The sequence below is a fragment of the Luteolibacter yonseiensis genome (genome assembly GCF_016595465.1).
In the GTDB taxonomy this organism is placed as follows: Bacteria; Verrucomicrobiota; Verrucomicrobiia; order Verrucomicrobiales; family Akkermansiaceae; genus Luteolibacter; species Luteolibacter yonseiensis.
The window spans coordinates 76,582-98,963 of the sequence record NZ_JAENIK010000004.1; the positions used below are offsets into that span (position 1 = coordinate 76,582).

At 57.9% G+C, this 22,382-nt stretch carries 20 protein-coding genes; all 20 read left to right on the forward strand.

Annotated features, from left to right (window positions below):
* Positions 1-157 precede the first annotated feature (157 nt).
* The 20 genes from JIN84_RS02080 to JIN84_RS02175 all read left to right on the forward strand — a co-directional run bounded on the left by JIN84_RS02080 (position 158) and on the right by JIN84_RS02175 (position 22,375).
* Positions 158-886, forward strand: a complete 729-nt coding sequence (locus JIN84_RS02080) for a glycosyltransferase family 2 protein (RefSeq protein ID WP_200349348.1) — start codon at positions 158-160, stop codon at positions 884-886.
* Positions 883-2,346 carry a hypothetical protein gene (locus tag JIN84_RS02085; RefSeq protein WP_200349349.1) on the forward strand — a complete coding sequence of 488 codons (1,464 nt, stop codon included), beginning with the start codon at positions 883-885 and terminating at the stop codon, positions 2,344-2,346. The genes JIN84_RS02080 and JIN84_RS02085 overlap by 4 nt, the downstream gene beginning before the upstream one ends.
* Positions 2,343-3,761: an MBOAT family O-acyltransferase gene (locus tag JIN84_RS02090; protein WP_200349350.1), complete on the forward strand. Its 1,419-nt coding sequence runs from the start codon at positions 2,343-2,345 to the stop codon at positions 3,759-3,761. The genes JIN84_RS02085 and JIN84_RS02090 overlap by 4 nt, the downstream gene beginning before the upstream one ends.
* A 3-nt stretch (positions 3,762-3,764) precedes the next feature.
* The gene (locus JIN84_RS02095) at positions 3,765-4,724 is read left to right on the forward strand and encodes a hypothetical protein (protein ID WP_200349351.1); all 960 of its coding nucleotides are present in this window, start codon (positions 3,765-3,767) and stop codon (positions 4,722-4,724) included.
* A 148-nt stretch (positions 4,725-4,872) separates the two neighbouring features.
* Positions 4,873-6,420: an O-antigen ligase family protein gene (locus JIN84_RS02100; protein ID WP_200349352.1), complete on the forward strand. Its 1,548-nt coding sequence runs from the start codon at positions 4,873-4,875 to the stop codon at positions 6,418-6,420.
* 44 nt (positions 6,421-6,464) lie between these two features.
* A complete protein-coding gene (locus JIN84_RS02105) occupies positions 6,465-6,662 on the forward strand; it encodes a hypothetical protein (RefSeq protein ID WP_200349353.1) in 198 nt (65 codons plus the stop codon).
* Between the two features lie 145 nt (positions 6,663-6,807).
* The gene (locus JIN84_RS02110) at positions 6,808-8,208 is read left to right on the forward strand and encodes a hypothetical protein (protein ID WP_200349354.1); all 1,401 of its coding nucleotides are present in this window, start codon (positions 6,808-6,810) and stop codon (positions 8,206-8,208) included.
* Complete coding sequence (locus tag JIN84_RS02115; RefSeq protein ID WP_200349355.1) at positions 8,205-9,062, forward strand: class I SAM-dependent methyltransferase; 858 nt, start codon at positions 8,205-8,207, stop codon at positions 9,060-9,062. The genes JIN84_RS02110 and JIN84_RS02115 overlap by 4 nt, the downstream gene beginning before the upstream one ends.
* A 90-nt stretch (positions 9,063-9,152) precedes the next feature.
* Positions 9,153-9,908: an FkbM family methyltransferase gene (locus JIN84_RS02120; RefSeq protein ID WP_200349356.1), complete on the forward strand. Its 756-nt coding sequence runs from the start codon at positions 9,153-9,155 to the stop codon at positions 9,906-9,908.
* A 78-nt stretch (positions 9,909-9,986) separates the two neighbouring features.
* Positions 9,987-10,844, forward strand: coding sequence for an N-acetylneuraminate synthase family protein (locus JIN84_RS02125; protein ID WP_200349357.1), 858 nt, complete (start codon positions 9,987-9,989; stop codon positions 10,842-10,844).
* Between the two features lie 30 nt (positions 10,845-10,874).
* Positions 10,875-11,609, forward strand: coding sequence for a class I SAM-dependent methyltransferase (locus tag JIN84_RS02130; RefSeq protein WP_200349358.1), 735 nt, complete (start codon positions 10,875-10,877; stop codon positions 11,607-11,609).
* Positions 11,610-11,765: 156 nt separating this feature from the next.
* Positions 11,766-13,058 (forward strand): hypothetical protein, encoded by a 1,293-nt coding sequence (locus JIN84_RS02135; RefSeq protein WP_234043144.1) that lies wholly within the window; start codon positions 11,766-11,768, stop codon positions 13,056-13,058.
* Between the two features lie 27 nt (positions 13,059-13,085).
* Positions 13,086-14,459, forward strand: a complete 1,374-nt coding sequence (locus JIN84_RS02140; RefSeq protein WP_200349360.1) for an ATP-binding protein — start codon at positions 13,086-13,088, stop codon at positions 14,457-14,459.
* A 3-nt stretch (positions 14,460-14,462) separates the two neighbouring features.
* Positions 14,463-15,122 carry a response regulator transcription factor gene (locus tag JIN84_RS02145; RefSeq protein ID WP_200349361.1) on the forward strand — a complete coding sequence of 220 codons (660 nt, stop codon included), beginning with the start codon at positions 14,463-14,465 and terminating at the stop codon, positions 15,120-15,122.
* Positions 15,123-15,231: 109 nt separating this feature from the next.
* The gene (locus JIN84_RS02150; protein ID WP_200349362.1) at positions 15,232-17,358 is read left to right on the forward strand and encodes an exo-alpha-sialidase; all 2,127 of its coding nucleotides are present in this window, start codon (positions 15,232-15,234) and stop codon (positions 17,356-17,358) included.
* On the forward strand, positions 17,359-17,640 hold the full coding sequence (locus JIN84_RS02155; RefSeq protein ID WP_200349363.1) for a hypothetical protein: 282 nt from the start codon (positions 17,359-17,361) through the stop codon (positions 17,638-17,640).
* A 241-nt stretch (positions 17,641-17,881) separates the two neighbouring features.
* On the forward strand, positions 17,882-19,000 hold the full coding sequence (locus JIN84_RS02160) for a glycosyltransferase family 4 protein (protein WP_200349364.1): 1,119 nt from the start codon (positions 17,882-17,884) through the stop codon (positions 18,998-19,000).
* Positions 19,001-19,077: 77 nt separating this feature from the next.
* Positions 19,078-20,226: a glycosyltransferase family 4 protein gene (locus JIN84_RS02165; RefSeq protein WP_200349365.1), complete on the forward strand. Its 1,149-nt coding sequence runs from the start codon at positions 19,078-19,080 to the stop codon at positions 20,224-20,226.
* On the forward strand, positions 20,223-21,113 hold the full coding sequence (locus JIN84_RS02170; RefSeq protein ID WP_200349366.1) for a glycosyltransferase family 2 protein: 891 nt from the start codon (positions 20,223-20,225) through the stop codon (positions 21,111-21,113). Before JIN84_RS02165 ends, JIN84_RS02170 begins: the two co-directional genes overlap by 4 nt.
* On the forward strand, positions 21,110-22,375 hold the full coding sequence (locus tag JIN84_RS02175) for a glycosyltransferase family 4 protein (RefSeq protein WP_200349367.1): 1,266 nt from the start codon (positions 21,110-21,112) through the stop codon (positions 22,373-22,375). The genes JIN84_RS02170 and JIN84_RS02175 overlap by 4 nt, the downstream gene beginning before the upstream one ends.
* Positions 22,376-22,382 lie beyond the last annotated feature (7 nt).

Below are 22,382 nucleotides of genomic sequence, written 5' to 3' on the forward strand. Positions count from 1 at the left end.
ACCCGGCCTTGTTCATTTTTTCTTGAACAATAGAGGCTCCAAATTACCCTCGGAGTGTGAGCATCCTTACGCTCACAACCTTAATGACCAAGGGCGGTAGCGTGTCCAAAAAGGACACCATGGTTTACAAATTCCTGACGCGCCACCGCTGCCGCACATGACCGATTCTCCCGACACGCCCCGATTGCTGGTTGTGATGCCCGTGTTCAACGAGCAGGCATCCGTCGAAGAGGTTGTCCGCTCGTGGATGGCGGTGCTGGATGAGACGGTCGGAGATTTCACCCTTCTGACGATCAATGACGGCTCCACAGATGGCACGGAAGCCAAGCTTCAGGATCTCGCCGCCCGGTTCGCTCCCCGGATGGAGTTGTTGAGCCGTCCGAACCGCGGGCATGGGCAGACCTGCGTCCAAGGCTATCTGATCGCCCTTGAACGCAAGATTCCCCATATCCTGCAGATCGACTCGGATGGCCAATCCTCGCCCGACCATTTCGCGGATTTCTGGGTATTGAGAGACCGGTTCGATGTCATCTATGGCAAGCGTTCGAGACGGGATGGATTCCGCCGGGTTCTGGCGAGCCAGATTCTGAGAACCTCCCTCAAACTCCTCACCCGTGCCGATTGCGTGGATGCCAACGTTCCCTATCGATTGATGACGGGGAGTTCCTGTGCCTCCGCCATCCGTGCCATCCCGCCGGATTTCGACCTGGCGAACGTCGCCCTCTCCGTCCTCCTCAGGAAAATGCCGGCAATCCGCCACGGACAGGTGCCCATCGGTTTTCCACCCCGCCTCGGTGGCGAACCGTCGGTCCCGTTCTTCAAATTTGCCACAAAGGCCCGGGAGCTTTTCCAACAGCTCAGGACATCCGGCATCGCCGCGAAATGAACATCACCCGACATACTTGGTATCCCATCGTTCTGGGACTGTTGGCGACACTGGTGGGTCTCTGTGCGATCACGCAGCAGAGTCTTTGGATGGATGAGGGAAGCACCGCGTTCAAGGCGCTCATGCCCACATTCAAGGATTGGGTCGCAATCACGTACAGGCTCGGTGGATCGGACATCCAGATGCCTCTCTACATGGTCGCCGTCTGGGCATGGGTGAAAATCGGTTTCATCAGTGAATACGCGCTGCGCTGCATCAATCTGCCCTTCCTGGTGCTCATGGTGCTGGCTCTCAGGCGTGTACGCTTCTGGCCCTTGGTTTGTCTGGCATCCCCGTTCGTCCTCTATTATGTGGGCGAACTCCGCCCCTACACCCTGCAGATGGCAGCCGGAGCCCTGGTCGCCGCAGGCCTTGCAAGAATCATCGAAAGCCGCCGGACCTCGACTTTCGACGGCCTTCACACGGTTGCCCTCGGATGCCTGTTGCTGACTTTGAGCAGTCTCACCGCCGCGGTTTGGGCTGCCGGTGCGGTGCTCGCGGTTGTGATTCTCCGACCGGACTGGCTGAAGACTCCCGGCTTCTGGACGAGGTCCCTGCCTTGGTGTCTGACCGCCTTGATCGTGATCGCCTATTACATCCACACGCTTCAACAAGGGTACCGGGCCGCGACATCCGGTGGCGGCGGGTTGCTCAGCATCGGATTTGGGTTTTATGAAATCCTCGGACTGCTCGGCATCGGTCCGACGAGAAACGAACTCAGGGCCACGCCGTTTTCATTGGTTTCCCATCTCGCATGGTTGATACCCGCTTTTTTCTGCCTGGCGGGCGCTTGGTCCGCCGGCGTGCGAACCTGGCTCTCCCGGACCGATCGCGGAAGCATCATCGCCGTCACGGCTGCCGTCCTGCTTCCACTTCTCACCCTCGCCCTTGTCGGACTCACGCAGGATTTCCGGGTTCTGGGAAGGCACCTCAGCCCTGCCATCCCGGCGGTTCTCCTGCCCATCGCCCTTTGCCTTGAATCAGGAACCAGAAAGGTGGTCCCGAATTTCATCCTGGCGACGTGCGCGCTCATCGTCTTTCTCGTTTCATCGCTATGCCTCCGCCTTCAGGAGAGACATGCGCGCGATGATTATCAAGCCGCCACTTCCATCGCGATCGACGCCCTGAAGAAAGGGAAACGCGTCCTCTGGCAGGCGGATATGAACGCCACCCGGTATTACGCTTACCGACAAGGGGGCATGAGGTACGTCCACGCCTTGCAACAGCTCGAAGCCGACCCTCCCGGACTGATGTTCGCGGATCTGGTCGTCATCAACCGCCCCGACCTGCGGTTCAAGGGAACCGACTACAAGGAGCAACTCCGCAAAAACGGCTTCAAAATCCAATCGAGCCTGCTGGGCTTCGAGATCTGGAGCAACTTAGGATTGCCTCCCTCCTCCCAAGACACCCGAATTCAATGAACTTCGCTTCATACGATTTTTGGAAACTCGTCTTCCTCTGCTTCATCGCCTCCCGATTGTTGATAGGCTTGGCGAGACTCGTCCGCCCGGATCGCGAAATCCTGGTGGCCAAACTATCCCTGGCCTTTACCGGACTGATTTTGCTGGGAGAGGAAAGCGCCCTGACCTTGATCGTTTTCCTATGGGTTGTCGGCCTGAGTTGGATCGGCGTGCTGCTCGCCTCACGGCGCGGTTTTTCACCTGATGGCTGGTTTTCGAAACTGACATTTGTGATCTTGCTGTTGGGACAACTCGCCCCGCTCTTTTATTATAAATATTGGGATTTCGTGATGAACGAATGGCTCGGGCTCAACCTGAAACAGCCTTCGGTTCTCATCCCGATGGGACTTTCTTTCTATACCTTCCAGAAAATCGGGTTCTGGATCGACACCATCCGGAATCCGGGATCCAGGCCCAAATTCCTGGATTATCTCAATTTCTGTTCGTTTTTCCCCCAGATTGTCGCCGGGCCGATCGAGAAGCGCGGATCCTTGCTTCCACAGCTTGAAAACACCCGGTTCCGAATCCACCGGGAAAATCTGGATACGGCACTTCAATGGATCGTTCTCGGCCTGGCATACAAACTCATCGTCGCGGACAACATCGGAAGTCTTGCGAGACACTTCATCCTGGATCCTGCGAACGCATGGCACGTCTGGTTCGAATCCCTCGCCTTCGGCATACGGATCTATTTCGATTTCGCAGGCTACAGCTTCATTGCCCTGGGCCTAGGTCTTCTTTTCGGTGTCCGGCTCACCCTGAATTTCAGATGCCCGTATTGGTCCACGGATCTCCGCGAGTTCTGGCGGAATTGGCACATCACACTGGGGACGTGGCTGCGGGACTATGTTTACCTTCCTCTGGGGGGACGGAGATCCCGTTACTGGATAGCCAACATCCTGATCGTGTTTCTCATATCCGGGATCTGGCATGGCGCCGGCTGGGGATTCATCATATGGGGGCTTCTTCATGGAATCGGCGTTGCCTTTTGCGGCCTGGGCAAACCATTGACCATCTGGGCTCCCCTGCGGTGGGCGGTCACGTTCGGGTATACGACCATTGCCTGGCTGTTTTTCTTGGAACGCGACCCGCACGTGCTTCTTGACAAGGCCCAGGCGGTCCTCAGCCCCGCCTCATATTCTCTGGCAAATTTCAAAAATGTCGCCAGTGTCTTCGCCGGACCTTCTGACATCGCCACAACCGCTTTGATCTTTTTGTTCGCCTCGCTGTTCCTGGGCCTTGAGCTGTTGGGCGTCCGTCAGGAAACAGCCGCATATCATCACGCCCGCCGTCCTGTTGCTTGCATGATCCTGGTCTTCCTGACAATCCTGCTGGCCCCCATGGAAGAATCATCCTTCATCTATTTCAATTTCTAGAAGATGCGATTCGTCACCGCCCTGCTCGCCTGCGCCGTTGCGGCATATGGAACCGGATTTTATCTGGCCATTCCCAAGAATCCTGAAGTCAGGTTCTGGAAAAACGTCGTGGATCGCAGGGAGGCGGAGATCGCAACAGTCAGGAAGGAACAGCCGTCCACTCCCATCATCTTCTTCACGGGGGGCTCCAGCACCGCCTTTTCCATCGACCCCCGCATCATCGAGACAACCTGCGGCCTGCCATCATTCAATCTAGGCCTGCCTGTCGCGGCGGGCGCTAAATACCTATTGCACCAGGCATTGGCCAACTGCGCCGCCGGGGATACCCTGGTGATATGCTTGGAACCGGACCTTCTCACTTACTCAACCACCGAACGAAGTCCTTCCGCTTTCAGCTTCGCGATGGCGACCTCGGCCGGCGACCCCGGGCTGGCCGGAGGCGGAGATTCATTCGGCCATACCACGACGTTTCGGGAGTACCTCAACCTGTCCCGACCAGGTCCCCGTTATCTGGCAACCCTTGGCTTGAAAATGTTGTCAGGGAAAGAATATCGCTACGGCCCCGAAGATATCAAATACCATGGCAGGATTGAAACCCCAATCCACAATCCCGACCTCACGGCCTCGGGTATCGCACGTGCCACCCGCCTGAGCAGTGAGGGAGAATCCATCCTACGTGCGTTCCGCGAGGCGGCGGATCGCAAAGGCGTGCGCCTTTTCTACTCGATGCCGTGGCTACTGACGAAGAGAGAAGCGCTGATGGAAAGCAGGAGCAACAAACGCAGCTTGTTGGAAAATATCGATACTATCATCCCCGTCCTTCGCGACGACTTTTCGGGTTGTGAGGATGACGTCAGCAATTTCTCAGACACTGGCATGCATTTGTCTGGCAAGGGATCGGGAATGAGGAGTTTGTCGGTTGCCGAGTCCTTGCGAATCGTGATCGCCGGAAGCTCTCCATGACGCCGCCAGACAGTAAAAATGGATGCGATTTGACCCGATCTCGATCCAACCACCGCTCTTCCAATCCGGATTTCACGCCCGGCACTCGTCCCGTTGACCGGTCGACGATCAATTCCACTTACAAGAACCGCCTACGGTAGCCACTGCCATGGATTCCCAAAAAATCAAAACCATCCTCTTGCTCACGATCGCCGCGATCGGGGCTCTTTACCTCGGCATCGCCGCGGCAACCGCACAGTTCGAAACGGTTCTGTGGATTGTCGGGGTGATCGGGCTGTCTGTCTGTGTCGCACTGGGCCGCCGCATATGGCTCATCATTCCGTTTGCTTCATCCCTCGGCCTCGTCGTTCCCCTGCCTGGCAACTTCACCACCGAAATGATGGCCCAGATTGTCACTCTGGGCTTTTGTTCGCTGTTGTTCCTCATGCGCAAGCTGCCCATGCGGCCTCGCATCACGATTTTGGAAGTCTGGTGTGCCGCCTTCACCTTGTGTGTGGTGCAGACCTACATGAGAAACCCGGTGGGCCTGAACCTGCTTGGTGGCGACTCTGTGGGAGGAAAACCATATGTCTTTTTCGCAATCACCGCCGCAGCCGCGTATCTTCTGTCTGTCATTTTGGTCGCACCAAACGATCTGCGATGGTGTGTGAGACTTTCAGTGATCAGCGGAGTCATGAATTTCGGATTGGGTCTCATCTCGAAGCTAGTCCCCGCCATCGGCTATTATTTCGGAGCCACCTTCTCAAGCGACGTCGAAAATGGAGAAAGTGTCGCACCAGGAGAAGCGACCCGTGTCAGCTTTGTCCGTCAGATCTCATTGACCCTCGCCAACTGGATATCAAGCCGGATCTCCCCGCTCAAGGCCTCCTTCCATCCGTTATGGATGCCATTGGTTCTCGCGTCCCTGGCAGCCGCCGCCTTCAGCGGATACCGGTCCCAATTGATCCACGCCTGCCTTTATTTCCTGGTGGGAATCTTCTACCGCGGAGGGATGAGGGCGATTTTCGCTTCCTTCTTCTTGGGAGCGGCGGGCTTGTTCATGCTGGCTCTTGTCAATTCCATCGCCCCTCTGCCCGCCAACGTCCAACGCGCCCTGACCTTCCTTCCCGGGACTTGGGACCAGCGCTTCCAACGTGATGCGGAAGGCTCGACCGACTGGCGGGTCGAGATGTGGAAAGAAGCTCTTTTCACCGAAAAATGGATCAAGAACAAGTGGCTGGGCGATGGACTCGGCTTTACGAAAAAGGAGTTCGAAGCCATGAAAAAGTTCGAGGATGACCGCGGTGGCGTTGCCATCAGCGGACTTTCCAACGTTCAGGAATCCATGATGATCAACGGAGGATACCATAGCGGCCCCGTCCAGACCATCCGCACCGTGGGCTACGTGGGCTTGGCTGTGCTTGTTTCCGGTTTCATCCTCGTGGCGGTTCACGCGCACCGCCAGATCCAACGCACCCGCGGCACGGAATGGTTCCCTGTCGCCTTGTTCATCTGCTCGCCCTTCATTGTCAGCCCCATCTTTTGGCTGGCCATTATCGGAACCTTTGAAGGAGGCGCAAGGGTGCTGCTGATGGGAACCGCCATGGTCGGGATGCTGCACAAAAACCTTCCCTTGCCCGCATACAAGCCGGCCCGGAGTTACTCCCCGCTTCCCAGGCCACATCCGCATGCCGGATCCCCCAGCGTTCCATCATGACGCACGATGATAACTCCGTTCCTCTCGACCTTTATGTGATCCACATGCCCGTTGCCTGCTTCATCTGTGCATGGCTTGCTCCAGCCAAACTTCCCTTCAATTTCCAAAACCTGATTCTTTTCGCCGCTGTGGCGGGTTTTATTTTCGCTGTTGCGGTCATATTCTGGTTCTTCACCGAACGGCACACGGCCAAAGTGAAATGCCTTGCCGAAAATCTCATTTTCCGAAACGTCCCGCGCTGATCCCCCTTCGATGGACCGGCATCGTTCCATTCAGGCGGGGGAGGGTATCCTCATCCAGGTCGGCTGATCGCGGAAACCTCATGAATCCCATCCCACCGCCCCCCTTGGGACTCGTTCCGTTTCCCGCGACATTCGGGAAACCTTCTTGTTGATCCCCTCCGCCAATCTGATGCCACCCGCCAATTTCAACTATAAATCCGCATATGCCAGATTGATGGCGCTGTTGGGAATGGACAGGGCCATCGCCGCATCCACCGCGACCCAGTTGGTCCGTTTCGTGACGGGCCCGATCACCATGATGCTCATGATCAAACACCTCCGGCCGGTGGAACAGGGATATTTCTACAGCTTCGCCGGGGTGATCGGCATCCAGGTCTTTCTCGAAGCCGGATTCGCGCAGAGCATCACCCAGTTTTCCAGCAAGGAGTTCGCCTGGTTGAGATTCAACGGGAACGGCGTGCTGGTGGGCAAAAGGGATTCGCTCTCCCGTCTCCGGTCCCTGTTCCAGAAAGCGAATCTGTACTATTCCATCATGGGCGGCGCGCTGATGCTGACGCTGATGGGGGGCGGATATCTTTTCTTTTCCTCCAAGCCGGACCATGGAGTGGCCTGGCTCACCCCCTGGCTTGTGGGCTCCGCCTGCGCGGCGATCGGCTTCACGCTCACACCGTTCTGGGCGCTTCTGGAAGGCTGCAACCGGATCACGGAGGTGGCGAGCTATAGGTTCTGGGCATCAATCGTCGGGTTTGCCACCACTTCGATCTGCCTTCTGCTGGGACTCGGGATCGATGTGGTGATCTGGTCGTCGGTTGTTTCCGTGGCTTTTCCTGTGGCTTACCTGGCGTTGAAATGGCGTAAACTCGCGATCCAGATCCTGCGGCCCCCGGGGAAATCGCAGGTTTCCTGGAGGAGGGAAATATGGGGTTTCCAATGGCGGATCGCAGGCACATGGATGAGCCGCTACTTCCTTGAATCCGGTCTGGCGCCGTTGGCGATGCAACTTCACGGCCCGGTGGTCTCCGGTCAGATCGGGATGACCTTCCAGATGATCCGGATGATCGGTGGAATCGCCAACACCTGGACCGCCGTCCGCATACCTTCCTGGGGAGCGCTCGCCGCCAAGGGCATGTGGACGGAAGTGAATGCCGCGTGGAGTCTGGCCGCCCGCAGAAGCGTGGGGTTCTGCGTTCTGGGAATGTCGGCATTCGTCATCGCGCTGCTGGTTTTCCAATGGCTGCTTCCAGGACCCGCGGCACGCTTTCTTCCCGCGTCATCTGCCGCCGGTTTCGCCATCGGTTGGGTGCTTTACTCCATCTGGCTCGTATCCATGCACTATACCCGGGCGCTGCGTAGGGAACCCTACACCTTCCTCCACTTGGGCGTGGGCATATCTTTCCTTGCAGCCAGCGTCCTTCTCTCCAGCAAAATGGGCGATGCCACCATCCCCTGGATTTTCGCGGCCGTCCACATCCCGGCCGCGGCCATCGCCTGGCGTATTCTTCATCACATCCGGACGACCACACCGCAACAAAGCTTGAATTCATGAGTTCCGCAATCAAACCCCTCGGCCGTCATCCGGATTTTCCCGAGTGTATGGTGGTCAGCCACGGATCTGAAGGATTCTGCCAGACATCCCCCTATCCGACGGAGGAGCAGCTCGCAGCCTACTACGAAAGCGAATACCGCGAGGTCCGTAACGAAGTGCCGGATCAGGAATACATCCGCTTCATGGATCACCGGGCGGAAATACAGATGGGCTACATCCTTGAGACTTCGGGCAGATCCGGTTTTGAGAGCGCGCTTGACATAGGCTGCGGCGCCGGACGCCTGCTCAACAAGCTGGGAACCAGATGCGGACGGGTCCAAGGTTACGAAGCCGACAAGGCGATGGCGGGTTTCGCCCTGGCCAATCGGACGGGTCCCCATATTGATGTGATCAATGAACTCTTCCAGCCGGAAAACTCCGGCATCCGCACCCAACTGATCACCATGAGCCACGTTTTGGAACATGTTCCGGAGCCCGGCACCTTCCTGCGGCGGCTGCACACCCATGTCCTCGGTTCCGGAGGCCATCTCTTCGTCGAAGTTCCCAACGACCCGGATCATTGGGTGGAAAAACAGATCAAATGGGGGATCCGCGGGCTCGCACATATCAACTACTTCACGGAAACATCGCTTGAACGCTGCCTCACCAACAGCGGATACGAAATAGTCTCCCTGCGCACATGCGGCCTGCCTCTGGACCGCTTCATCCGCCAGCGCAAACCCAAGTCCCTGGTGGCCCGGCAGCTTCGGAAACTTTCCGCACTGCTGCCCGCCCGCCCGCAGGCGGACGCCTACCGGACATCCTTGTCTTCCCGAGAGAACATCTACCTTCAGGCGGTCGCAGTCGCCCGCTGAAAACAACGACAAAAGCACCTCCATTTCAACCGTATCATGCCACTCCTCAGGAAACTGTTACCGCTCCGGCTAAAGATCGCATTGCATCGGATGTTTGACATACTCTGGGTGAAACGAGAGTATGACAGCCCCCTCTACGGCTGGCTGTGGAGCCTGACAAACAAAACCTATCGCACGGAAGGACTCGAGTTCGGGCTCCCCTTCCAATTCATGCCGATGGGCTTCCGATCCCGCTTTTTCTTCGATTGCTACGAACTGCCGGAACGCAAATTGATCCGGCGGCATCTCGCCAAGGACGACCGGGTCCTCGAACTCGGAGCCTGCGTCGGCGTGGTTTCGTGCATGACCAACCGCCTGCTCTCGGATCCCGGAGCCCATCTGGTGGTGGAGGCGAATCCAAGGCTCATCCCGATCCTGGAAAGCAATCGTGCCACGAACGCCTGCAAGTTCATGATCGAACACTGTCTGGTCAGCAAGACGATGGACGGGACCTTCTTTCTTCAGGACTTCATCGTCAGCGGAAGCGCCAACCTCGCCACCGGCAAGGAAGTGAGTGTCCCTGTTTACTCCAACGACGACCTGTGCGCGAAGCATGATTTCCGGCCCAATGTCCTGATCATGGACATCGAAGGCGGCGAGATTGATTTCGTGTCGGAAAATGAACACCGCCTCCCGGATTTCCGCCTCCTGATAATCGAGATGCATCCTTTCATCGTCGGTGCCGACCGCATCGAATCATGCAGGAGCGCCCTCAGGAGGATGGGCTTCGCCCTGAAAGAAACCGAAGGACTTGTCGAGGCATGGATAAACGAACGTGCGACAGCCTCCGGAACCGGTCGAATTTAGCCCCTCTTCCTGCCTGGCAAGGCCCTGGCACCCGATCGAAACAAGCCTATCATATTCCACCGTCGACACCCGTTAACCATGACCACTCCATTCCTCATCGCCGAGATCGGCTGCAACCACAAGGGCGACATGGCCATCGCCAAGGAACTCATCACCGTCGCGGCGATGTTTTGCAAGGTGGATGCCGTGAAGTTCCAGAAACGCAATCCCAAGGAACTTCTCAGTCCGCAGCAATACAATGCCCCGCATCCCAACCCACACAACTCGTATGGCGATACCTATGGCGCCCACCGCGAAGCCCTGGAACTCAGCCTCGACCAGAACCGCCAGCTCAAGGAATGGTGCGAGGAACTGGGGCTCGTCTACAGCACGTCCGTTTGGGACATGACCTCCGCCCGCGAGATCGTCTCCATCGATCCCGCCTTCATCAAGATCCCCTCCGCGACCAATCTCAACACTCCTATTCTCGATTACCTCTGCGGCGAATATGGCGGGGAAATCCATTTGTCCGTGGGCATGACAACCCATGCGGAAGAAGAGGCCATCGTGAGCCGTTTCGAAAAACACGGACGCAACAAGGACCTGGTGCTCTATAGCTGTACGTCGGGATATCCGGTCGAATTCGCGGACATCTGCCTGCTGGAAATCAGCCGCCTGCGTGAAACCTTCGCCAGCAAGGTCAAAAAAATCGGCTTCAGCGGACATCACCTCGGCATCGCCGCGGACATCGCCGCCCTCGCTTTGGGAGCTGAGATCTTCGAGCGCCACTTCACCCTTGATCGGACGTGGAAGGGCACCGACCACGCCGCAAGCCTCGAACCTGACGGCATGCGGCGTCTGGCGCGGGATCTGCGCAACGTGAGCAAATCCCTGACCAGAAAAGTCAGCGAGATTCTCCCGGTCGAGCAGGTCCAGCGTGCGAAACTGAAATGCTGACCTTCCAACCGGCTCCCGACCTTCATCACGATGAACACATCCCATTCAGAAGCTCCGCATGTCTTCGAAAGACTTGATGTCGCGACCTGCGGAGACCCGTTCCAGGTCCATCTCCACGAACAACGGTATTCCAAAGCGCTTTCCGAGGTGAAACCCTCGGACGACCTGCTGGAAATCGGAACCGGACTCGGAGTCTTCAGCAGCCGCGTCGCTCCCGCCGTTTCAACCTATCGGGGTATCGAATACGACGCCACCGCCTGCACCGCGGCGAAATCCAGAGTGCCGGATCCCGAATCCATCACCCAAGGTGACGCCCACTCACTTCAGTTTCCAGATTCATCCTTTGATGCGGTGATCTGTCTTGAGGTGCTGGAACATCTGCCGGACTACCGCAAGGCTCTTGATGAAGCCGCCCGTGTGCTTCGCCCGGAGGGACGCTTGATCGCCTCCATTCCCTATGTGAAAACAGGAGCGCCGAGCAAAACGAACTCCCACCATCTCTACGAACCCGGAGAGGAAGAATTCAAAAGAGAACTCGCGGAACGTTTCGGGGATCTCAGGATTTACTATCATCGCTACACGGAAACCTCCTGCGAAACTCTTGCACGGAACCTCAGATTGCGAAGATTTCTGGGACTCCATCACCAATATGCCAGAATGAGCGGAGGCCACCCAGAAGAGATGAGGAAGGTTTTGCTGGATTCGGAACGATCAGGCCTCCTTCTCGGTCTTTTTGCGGTGGCTTGCCGCCCGCGCCGCCAATAAAGGCGCGGGAGGAATCCCTGCGTGTCCGCCCCGCGGATTCCTCGTCCGCCCTTGGTTGCAAACTCCTCCGACCGCCGCCGGATCATGTCTGTCTCGCTTTCAGAGTATGAGGATTTTTTAAGAAAATTCCGGGGAGAATCCAATGATCCTGTTCTCGTGTATTGGACCGACCTCATCCACGTGATGAGATGGAACGCCGGCCCGGTGGTGGAGAACCGGCTCAAAGGCGGGCTTTCATGGTGGGGTGTCTGGGCGCTCCTGCAACTCTTCTCTTCACGCGATCTCAGTCCGGCCCCAGACGGCGAAGGGAAAAAATCCCGGTCTCCGGTGGATGGCTACCGCCTTCTTCCCACTCCCGCTCACAGGGACTCGCTCATTCCTTTGATCGAAGCGTCTGATCCCGAAAGCGTCCGGATTTATGGTGAGGACGCCGGACTTCCAAATCTCCCGGCGGTCCCTTTTGATTTTTCCAACAACCTCAGGAAACTCGGCTTCCGACAGCGTTCTCGCTCCCTTCTGACCGCGTTCAAAACCCACCGGCGGCTTGCCAGGATTCTGGCGAAGTGCGTTCCTCGTGAAGAAAACCTGCCGCCGGCATTCCACCCCCGCCTCATCGAGCAAATCTTCACCATGGAACTCGGGCTCGCGAGGCTGCGCGGCGAAGAACCCCGTCTGCGTTCCTTGTATGTCACTTATGAACTGGCTCCCGACTCGAAGGCATTGGTCCGATGGGCCAGGGAGACGGGTGCGGACGTCATCCATGTAATGCACGGACAGCGGCTCCCCACCTACCAGCTCACCCAGGCGACGGATCTGATCCTGCTCTCCAAAATCGACGAAGCATGGTTCCGTCCACGGGTGGATCCCGCGGTACGGATCCACTGCCACGGACATCCGCGTTTGGAAAAAATCCATCAAACGATTTCCCCTCCCTCCAGGGATGGCAGAACCCGCCCCCGTATCGCTTTCTTTTCCCAACCCGCTGAGGGAGACTACACCCGGGAGAGACGGGATGAGGACTATAGGATTCTCGCGGGCTTGATCGGAAAAGCAGACGTGAGGATCCGCCTCCACCCCCGGGAGCCGGTGGAAGAGGCCCTGCTCGCCATGGAACGGGCGGGAGCAACGGCTTTCGGCATAAGCGGTGCCGGACTGGAAGATGATCTGCGCTGGTGCGATGCGATCGCATCCTCATGGTCCACGGTCGCCTTGGAAGCCGCCGCGTGCGGGAGAGGCATCTTCTGGACCTGCGCGGCCCCGGAACGATACGAAGCCTCGCAGGAACTCAGGGAGCACGGCATCGGAGTTCTCATCGATTCACCCGGAAAATGGCAGCCCCATCTCGACCAATGGACATCCGGCCCCTGGAACGCCCCTGTCGTCGTGCCTGATGACCGGCTGGCGGAACTGGGTTTGATCGGAATGACAGGTGGAAACATGCTCGTCTGATTCCGGGTCCCCCCTCCCATCTTTTCCGTGAATCACTCTGAAATCAAACCCCTGCATTCGCTCGTCCCGCCTTCGTCTGCCGGGGTCATCTGGGTGTTGTGCTGCGGTCTTGTCGACTGGCTGACCGGTTCCGAACTCGCCTTGTCGGCATTCTATCTCCCGGGAATCATTCTGACAGCATGGTATGGAGGAAGAAAAGCATCCCTGTCGCTTGCCTTCCTGGCCGCCGGCATTTGGTTGGCGGCGGAACTGTTGGGGCCCAAGCACTACTCCCGTCCTTTCATCGTCTATTGGAATTCAGCGATCCGGCTCTCCATCTTTTGCCTGACGGCCCTGTTGACATCGGAGGTCAGGATCCGCCGCCTGACCGAGGCGGCTCTGCAAAACCAGAAAGAAATCCTCACCTCGATTCTGGACAGCATGCGTGACGGCGTGGTGGTCGCGGACAGGGAAGGACGGATCATCGTCTTCAATCCGGCCGCAGGGAGGCTTTTCGGTGAGATCAGTCCGGGGATTTCCGCGGAGGATTGGGTGGACGGGATCGAAAAGGGACTGCTTGATCCCGCTGCCGGCAGTCCACATGACCGGCAGCTGCTCCGTAAAAGCATTTCCGGCCAGCACTCCGGGTATGGAGAGATTCCCCTGAGCCGCACCAACAACGCCGGCAACGGGATCCGGCTCGGGCTGACCGCCCTTCCCCTCTTGGGCAAAAATGCCGACCGGACCGGTACGGTGCTCGTCCTCAACGATCTCACATCACGACGAAACCTCGAGAACCAGATCTCACAAGCCAGCGAGCGTGAGCAACGCAGGATCGGCCATGATCTCCACGATGGAGTCTGCCAGCATCTGGCGGGTGTGGCTTTCGCAGTCGGAACATTCAAAACCGAACTGGAGCGGATGAACCTCCCCCGGCAGGCGGGGAAGGCATCGGAAATCGGGGAACTCATCCGCGAAGGCATCCAGCAAACCAAGGATCTCGCACGCGGACTCTATCCGATGGGGATCGAAGAGGGGCTGGATGTCGCATTGGGGCTGCTGGCATCCACCACCACCGAACGGATGGATGTGCAATGCCACTATCAACAAACGGGAGACCGCTTCACACTCGGCACAGCAGCCGCCGGACATCTCTACCGGATCGCACAGGAGGCCGTCAGCAATGCGGTCCGTCACGCGAAAACCGATAATATCCACATCCTGCTTGCCCGGGAGGCGGACCAGCTTATAGTGGAGGTGTCTGATGACGGGATCGGTCTTGACTCATCTTGCAAAACGGAGCCCGGAATCGGTCTCCAAATCATGCGTTATCGGGCGAATCTGGCTGGGGCGAAACTGGAAATCATCTCGCAGGATGACAAGGGAACCCGGATCAGCTGCAAAATCCCACTCGTATCGTAAAACATGGATCAATCGGTCAAACGTGTCTTCCTGGTGGACGATCATCCCATGGTCAGGGAGCTTCTCGCCCTGATGATCGACCAGCAGCCGGACCTTCAGGTCTGTGGCGAGGCCAGCGACGCCTCACAGGCCATCGAAGGCATCGGAAACACCCAGCCCGATATCGCAGTTGTCGATCTGAGTTTGAAATCATCAAGCGGTCTGGAACTGATCAAGGATATCAAGGCCCGCAAGTGGGGCACCCCGGTGCTGGTTCTTTCCATGCATGATGAGGGACTGTATGCGGAACGTGTCCTGCGGGCGGGCGGATTCGGCTACATCAACAAACAGGAAAACAGCAACGAGATACTCCATGCCATTCGAAAGGTCATCGACCGGCAGATCTACGTCAGCGAGAAACTGGCCGGAATAATGCTGAAGCGCATTGCCAAAGGCAATGGCAGCGAGATTTCCCCCGTCGAAAGCCTCGCGGACCGGGAGCTGGAAATCTTCCAGATGATCGGCCGCGGCAACAGCACACGGAGCATTTCGGAGACCTTGGGACTGAGCATCAAAACCGTGGAAAGCTACCGGGCCAGGATCAAGGAAAAGCTCCAGCTGGAGGATGGTGTCCAGCTCATGCAACAGGCGGTGCTGTGGGTCAGGTCTTACGACGACAGGTGATCGCCTCCCGTTCTTGTTTTTGTAGGGGAATCCCCCGCTTTCATTTCAGTCTCCTCCCCGATTTCGTTTTGAATTCATTTGTGTAATCTAGGGCTCCCCCCTGATGCAGATGAAAAATCCCAAAGACTATCAAAAACCCTCTCCCTCTCCCCGGACTCTCCGCTCGAAATCGCGGGCATTGTTCGAGCGGATCTGTGGCTTGGCGGCACTGGGCATGCTCGCCCCCCAGGCCTTCGGAGTCTCTCCCGCGGAAATGAGCTGTTCCCTGAGCCCTACCGGCAAGGTCTTGAAAGCCTCCTGGCCGGGAGTGCCTGACAGGACCTATTTCCTGCAATACTCCACCGATCTCGTCCATTGGGAATACTCTCCGCAGGTCCAAAAGGGAACAGGCGAAATTCTCAAGGACGGGTTCGACGCAGCCGCCAACAGGAACCTCTTCATCCGGCAGATCTATACCGACGAAAGCACGGCCAATCCCGAGACTGCGGACTTCGATCAAGACGGAATCGCCAATATCGTCGAACTCCAACGGGGGACCGACCCTTTCAATGCGGAATCCGGCACGGCCGATCCATCCGGCCAAGCCAGGGAAACGACACGCTCGAAACTCATCCTGTCGAACCAAAACCGTCAACGACTGGTCAATGGCCAGGTGTTGGACAATGCCTCCACCGGTTCCACCAGCGTGGTTCTCAGCGGCAACGCCACGGGGGAGGTCACCGCGGAAGGCATCGTTTGGGGAGGAGGAGTTGCAGGCAACTACAGGGGATTGCTCAACCCGCCTGTCGCCGCAAGCGGAGGGCAGTCCTCGATCATGTCCTTCATGACCACGGGGCAGGGAGATGTGAACAGCATCATGGGTTTCACCTCCACCGGAAGCCTGAATGGCTTGATGGGAACAGGCGGTATGTCGCTGACGCTCCAAAGAACCGCCAACAACTATTACAACCGGATCCTTTCCAATTCCGGTTCTGGCTCACAATGGGTGGAGATGACCCAGATCATCGCCACGAACACCCGCTACAGGGCGATGATCCGCAAGGAACCGGATGGCTTCAGCTCATGGATCCAAGGCGGCCTGTTCTCCGACATGGGTGCGAAGGTCGACTCCGCGGTTTGGTTTCCCATCTCCCGCTGGAAGGGGGTCAATCCCACGGCCTCGATAAGGGCCGGCATTTACAACTCATTCCCGGGCCACACTCTCAATTCCGAATTTTCCAGCGTTGAGAATCCCACCATCGACTCCACCTCCGCCCTCCTGGACTACGAACGCAACAAGCTCGGGCTGCATATCCCCAGCCTGTCGCAGCTTCCTGACGGGCGGGTGCTTGCGGCCTGGCAAATCGCCTCGAGCCATGAAACCGCCGATGGCGTGATCCGGATGGCTATCAGAAACAGCCGTGGCGTATGGGGACCAAGCGTGACGGTCATCACCACAAAACCCGGCGAAGCCAATGTCGGACCTGTGCTGAACCAGGTGGGTGATCAAATCTGGCTCACCTATCTCTCGATCACCAACGACCTTTACAAGGTCAAAAAACAGCTGGTTTCGATCACACAAAACGGCTTCACACTGTCGGACAATCCTCAGGTATTGTTTGAAAACGGTTTGCTTTTGAACCACATGCTCACCCTTCCCAGCGGAAGAATCGTGGCATGCTGGCACACATCATCCTCCATCTGGAAGAACATGATCAGTTACAGTGATGACGGGGGAACCAGTTGGAAGCCCGCGAACATTCCCCAGTTTGCCAATCGCGCCGGCGAAGGCTTCGCCATCATCGAGGCAGACGGGACATTGGCAAGCTACTGGAGAACGGACCGGACAGCCATCTACCGGTCGACTTCAAACGACGATGGGCGGACCTGGACAGCTCTGAAACCGACCGCCATTCCTTGCGCCAATATGCCGAGCCAGGGGCTTTTAGGATCGCGGGTGTGCGGATACAAGCGACCATCTGACGGAAAAGTGGTTATTGTCGGAAACAATTCCACCACACAAAGGGAAAAACTCACCGCCTGGCTGGTCAACAACGGGGAAATCGAAGGAATTCAATCCCTGCTCCCCTGGGACCTTCCTGATGGCTCCGCCGAGGGAATCCAATATCCGGACGTGGTGGTCGGACCCGATGACAGCATGACGGTCATCGCCTCACGTTGGCTTGGCGGGGGAAATGGATCCGCGGAACTCCACAGCGCGATCAACACCTTCAAGGTGAAGGCGGACTTCAAATGAATGCCGGACTCTCCGGATGAAGTCCCTACAGGAACCGTCACCATCGCCCCCCGATCCCGGCAAGGCACCCGCGGCTGCGGCACATCGTGGAAAATACCATTCCCCGCCGATGAACAACTTTCTCTGCCAAACCCGTTCGTGCGGGGTCTTGCAACCGGGACTTCCGTAGCGTCGGCGGGTGGCGATGACCGGCTCAAACCCGGCAACGAGCCTCCTGATACCGGAAATCCAACCACGCCACCTCCCGGCAAGGCCCGGGAGGTGGCGGATTCGTTCCCATGACCGATAGCCTGCGCCATCTCCGTCCAGGGAAATAGCCAACCGTCACCCTCACGCGGGGAACTGCTTCTGGCAGACTTCATCAAGGCCACAGGGAGGCCATCCTCCTCTCTGGAACAGTGGGACGACGAAAGTCGATGGCGTTCCATCCATCGCAAACAGTGACATCACTTGAAAGCGAATTGAATTTTTTATGACCATGCTACCACCAGTGGATGTGATTTACGAACGGCAGTGGAGACCCATGCCTTACCCGATATTCGCCCTGCAGCGGCTCGGCTGTATGGGGACTTTATACGGAGGGTTCCCAAAGTTCCGCTACACCCGTAGCGGCATCCCCGCCGACATCGTCAAATCGTTCCCTGTGGCGACGGTATGGAATCACGCGCGGAGCAAATACAACCTCCCGTCCTTTCTGGCGATGGACGAACCCAAAACACTTGCCAGATGGGTCAGATCCCACAGCGACCTCGCTCCTGCGGTCTGGTCCAACGGGACCGTCCACCGGTTTTTATTTTCCCATCTGAAGCCCACAGGACGCAAGCTCATCCTTGAACGGGGTTCCATGCATCCTTTCGAGCATTTTCATTACCAACAGAGGGCGAGGCGCGAAGCGGGGTTGTCGTTCACCGAGAAAACACCCGACTCCGTTTTGCATGAAATCGAACAGACGGATCTGGCGGATGCGGTGCTCTCGTGCAGCGCCACGGTGCGCAGATCCTATCTGGACCACGGTTTCGATCCCGCGAAAATCCACGATTGCGACTTCGGGATCGATACCGGGGAATTTCCCCGGATGCCACGGGAGGTCGCGCGGGGCCGCCCCATAAGGATCGGAGTCGTCGGAATGATCGGCTTCCGCAAAGGGGTGTGGCGGGTCATCCGGATCGCCGAATGGGCGAAACGCTCGGGTTTGCCGATCGAGGTGCATTTCGTCGGCCCCATAGAAAATCCGGAAGCCGCCGAAATGCTGGCGAAAAGCGATGGTAACTACAAACTCCATGGGGTGCTCAAGGGGGCCGCACTGAAGAAAATGCTCCAGAGTTTGGATCTATACATGCTTCCCTCTTATGAAGAAGGCCTTCCATTCTCCGTCCTTGAGGCGATGAGCAGCGGACTTGCGGCCATCGTCAGCACGGACACCGGCGCATGCGAGGCCGCCGTGGATGATGTTTCCGGAGTACACCTCACTTCGTTCACCGATGAGGAATTTGATCGGAAACTCCGGCCACTCCTCGAAGATCCGGAAAAAATCATGAGCATGGGAGACGCCGCCCGCGCGCGCATTCTGGAAAACTACACCATCGATCACTACTACGGACGCATCAGAACCGCAATGGAACGCATTTTCTCAATTGCATGAGTTTCTCCGCCGACAGATCTCGCTCCACCCATCCGGATGCGGGGACTCGATCTCCCCGGCCCCCGCTGAAGATCGCCATGTTGGTCGTCGACGCGAATGAGGTTTCGAGTTATGTCGAAAGCGACAGACGCCGGCCCTCTCCGGTCCTGCACAATGCCGTCCACAACCTGCTTGCCGGACTGAAAAACCGCGAAGATCTCCAGATCGAAATCTTATACGGACGCAGACGCCCCGAAGAAGGCGAGGACCGCTGGGACGGCAACCTTCATTTTGTCCCCGTCGCGTATGACAACTGTCCCCTCCCGGGCATGGGCGGCCCATTCTTCGGTCGCGCCCTCGCTCTTTTACGGTACCTCAGAAGGACCCGCCCCGTCCAAATCCACGCACAGGGGACAGAACGGGAATCGGGATTCGTGGCAGCCTTGTCACGCGTCCCCTCGATATTGACCCTGCATGGCAATTTGACGGAGATCGCAACCTCCATGAAAGCCAGGCCGTTCTCCTATCTCGGACTGGCATCAAGATTGGAAAAATTCGCCTTGAGCCGGGTCTCCGGCGTGCACTGCATCTCCCGCCACACACAAAAGAGCGTCTCCAAACGCGCGCGGAAGACATGGATCATCCCGAACGCCGTCTCGCCGGAATTTTTCAAGGTGATCAACAAACCTTCCGGCCGCCCCTACGTGGTTTGCATGTCCGTTGTAAGCGAATGGAAAAACACCATCCTCCTGGTGAGGGCTGGTGACAGGCTCCACGCCGAATTTCCGGACTGCGAAATCCATTTTTTCGGAGATTGCAATGAAGGGCACCCCTACGGGCAAGCGTTCATCGAGAGCTTGAAGTCCCGTCCGTGGTGCGTTTTCCACGGCAAGTCCACCCTCGAAACGATCCTCGCATCCCTGAGGGTCGCGACATGTGCCGTGCTCCCATCCCTCCAGGAAAATTTCGGACTGGCGCTGGCGGAGGCCATGGCGGCGGGAGTCGCCTGCATCGGATCGGACGCGGGAGGAATCCCCGACGTGGTCCGTCATGGAACAACCGGCTTGTTGTTCACCAGCAATGATGAGGAAGAGCTGTCGGAACGATTGCTGGAGATCCACCGCGATCCCGAACGATCCGCCATCCTGGCCGCGGCGGGTCGCGAGGATGCCTTGCGGCGCTTCACGGTGGAAGCGGTTGCCGCCGCCCATGCCGAAATGTACCATGAACTCGCATCAATGCCGTGACACCCCTTGTTTCCATCATCATGCCCGTATGGAACGGGGAACGATACCTTGAGGAGGCGGTCCGGAGCATCCTCGGTCAAACGTTCCGTGATTTCGAATTCATCATCCTCGATGACGGGAGCAGCGACAGGACGCCTGAAATCCTCGCCGGATTCGCTTCACTTGATTCGCGGATACGCGTCATCACGTTGGAGCATGAAGGGATCGTCATCGCGCTGAACCGCGGAGTCGCCGAATCGCGGGCACGATGGATCGCCCGGATGGACGCGGATGACGTTTCACATCCCGAGCGGCTCGCGCGACAATGGGCCGCCGTCGGGAAAAACCCGCGGGCGGTCATCTGCCACACGCATGTCACCATTTTCGGAGACCCCGCCTACGTCACGAAGGCGGGGCGCTTCATCAGGAGCCAGGCGCTGATCGCCCTGCGCCTTTGTTTCCAATGCCCCATCATCCATCCCACGGTGATGTTCCGGAAAGACGCGTTTCTCGAATGCGGAGGTTACAGGCCGGAAGAACGGCACGCCGAGGATTTCGCTCTCTGGGGCAGGATGATCGAGCACGGTCGGATCATCGGAGTTCCGGAACCTTCGCTGGACTTCCGGGTCCATTCCAGTTCGATTTCCAAACAACAGGCGGCGACCCAGGAAGCGCTCAGCCAGAAGATCTCCGCCAATCATTGCGAACGTTTCATGAATCTGGACGGAGAAAACGCGGTTCGGGCGTATCGCGCGATCCAAGTGACCTTCGTAACACACCCGATACGGGAATGGCTGTGGTTTGTCGTCGGCTGCCTGCCGAAAATGCGTTGGCATAGCTTGGAAATGTGGGCATGGGTGGCCACCCGCAGTATCCAGATCCTCCGCTCACGGAAAAATCCCTCATGACATCCCGCACGCACATCGCCCTCATCGCAGTTGCCTGCAGCCCGAGCCAGGGATCCGAGCTGGGCCTTGCCTGGAAAGCCGTTGTCGCCCTCTCGGAACAGCATCGGCTGACGGTTTTCGTCCACTGCAACCACGAACACGAGATTCTGGACCATTTGGAATCAGGAAACGTCGAAAAATCCATCGCCGACGCGCGGTTCGTGTTTGTCGGGCGCACGCACCAGCACAACAGGAACCAGGCCATCGCCCGCCTGATGAACTGGCATTACTATCGGATCTGGCTCGATGAGTGCGTGGATGCGGTCATCCGGGAGCACCGGTCCGACGCTTTCGACCTGGTCCATCACGTCACCTATTCCACCTGGCGGATGGGCTCCCCGTTTTACAAGACCGGTATTCCCTCTGTATGGGGTCCGGTTGGCGGCGCGGGGAACGTTCCGTTCTCGGCTTATGGGATGCTCAGCACCGAAGCCAAGATCACTGAGGGTCTCCGCACGATGATCTCCAAACTGTACTCCCTTTCACCCTCTTTCCGCAGAAGCCTGGAGCGGAATACCGTGGTGCTGGCCTCCAACCAGGAAACCCGGCATTTCCTCAACAAGTTCACCAGCCGGCCGGTGCAAGTGGTCTTTCCCACTTATTTCGAGCCATCGGAACAAGGCGGGCCGGATTCACTTCTCTCCGAGAGCGGCCCCCTCAATTGTTTCTACGGTGGTGGCATCATCGGTTCCAAAGGGATCGCCCTCTCCTTCGCGGCCATCGCACGGGCACGCGACCGGGGGGTGGACGTCGTGTTCCGGATCGCAGGCCCCGGTCCGGAGGTTGCCCACCTGCAAAAGAACGTCGCCCGGCTGGGGATCGAGGACAGGGTGACTTTCCTCCCTCTGTTGAAGGGGGCCGACTACCGTGACATTCTCAACAAAAGCGACATCTTCCTTTTCCCCTCCTTCAGGGAGAACATCGGCATGACGATGGTGGACTCCATGTTGCACCAAGTGGCTCCCGTTGTTCTCGACACCAGCGCGCCGGGAGAAATCGTCACGCCGGAATGTGGCTGGAAAATTCCTGTCGCGGCGAATCCCGTCATTGTGGAAAAGATCGCGGATGCGATCATCCAGGCGGACTCCGACCGGCGGATGCTGCGCAAAAAAGCGGAAGCCGCCAAGAACAGGATTCTTGACAGCTATTCCAAGCCCCAATACCTGCGACATGTCCGGGTGGCTTACGAAAAGGCGCTGGCCCCTTCCCGGCAGAATGCCTGAGAGCGGC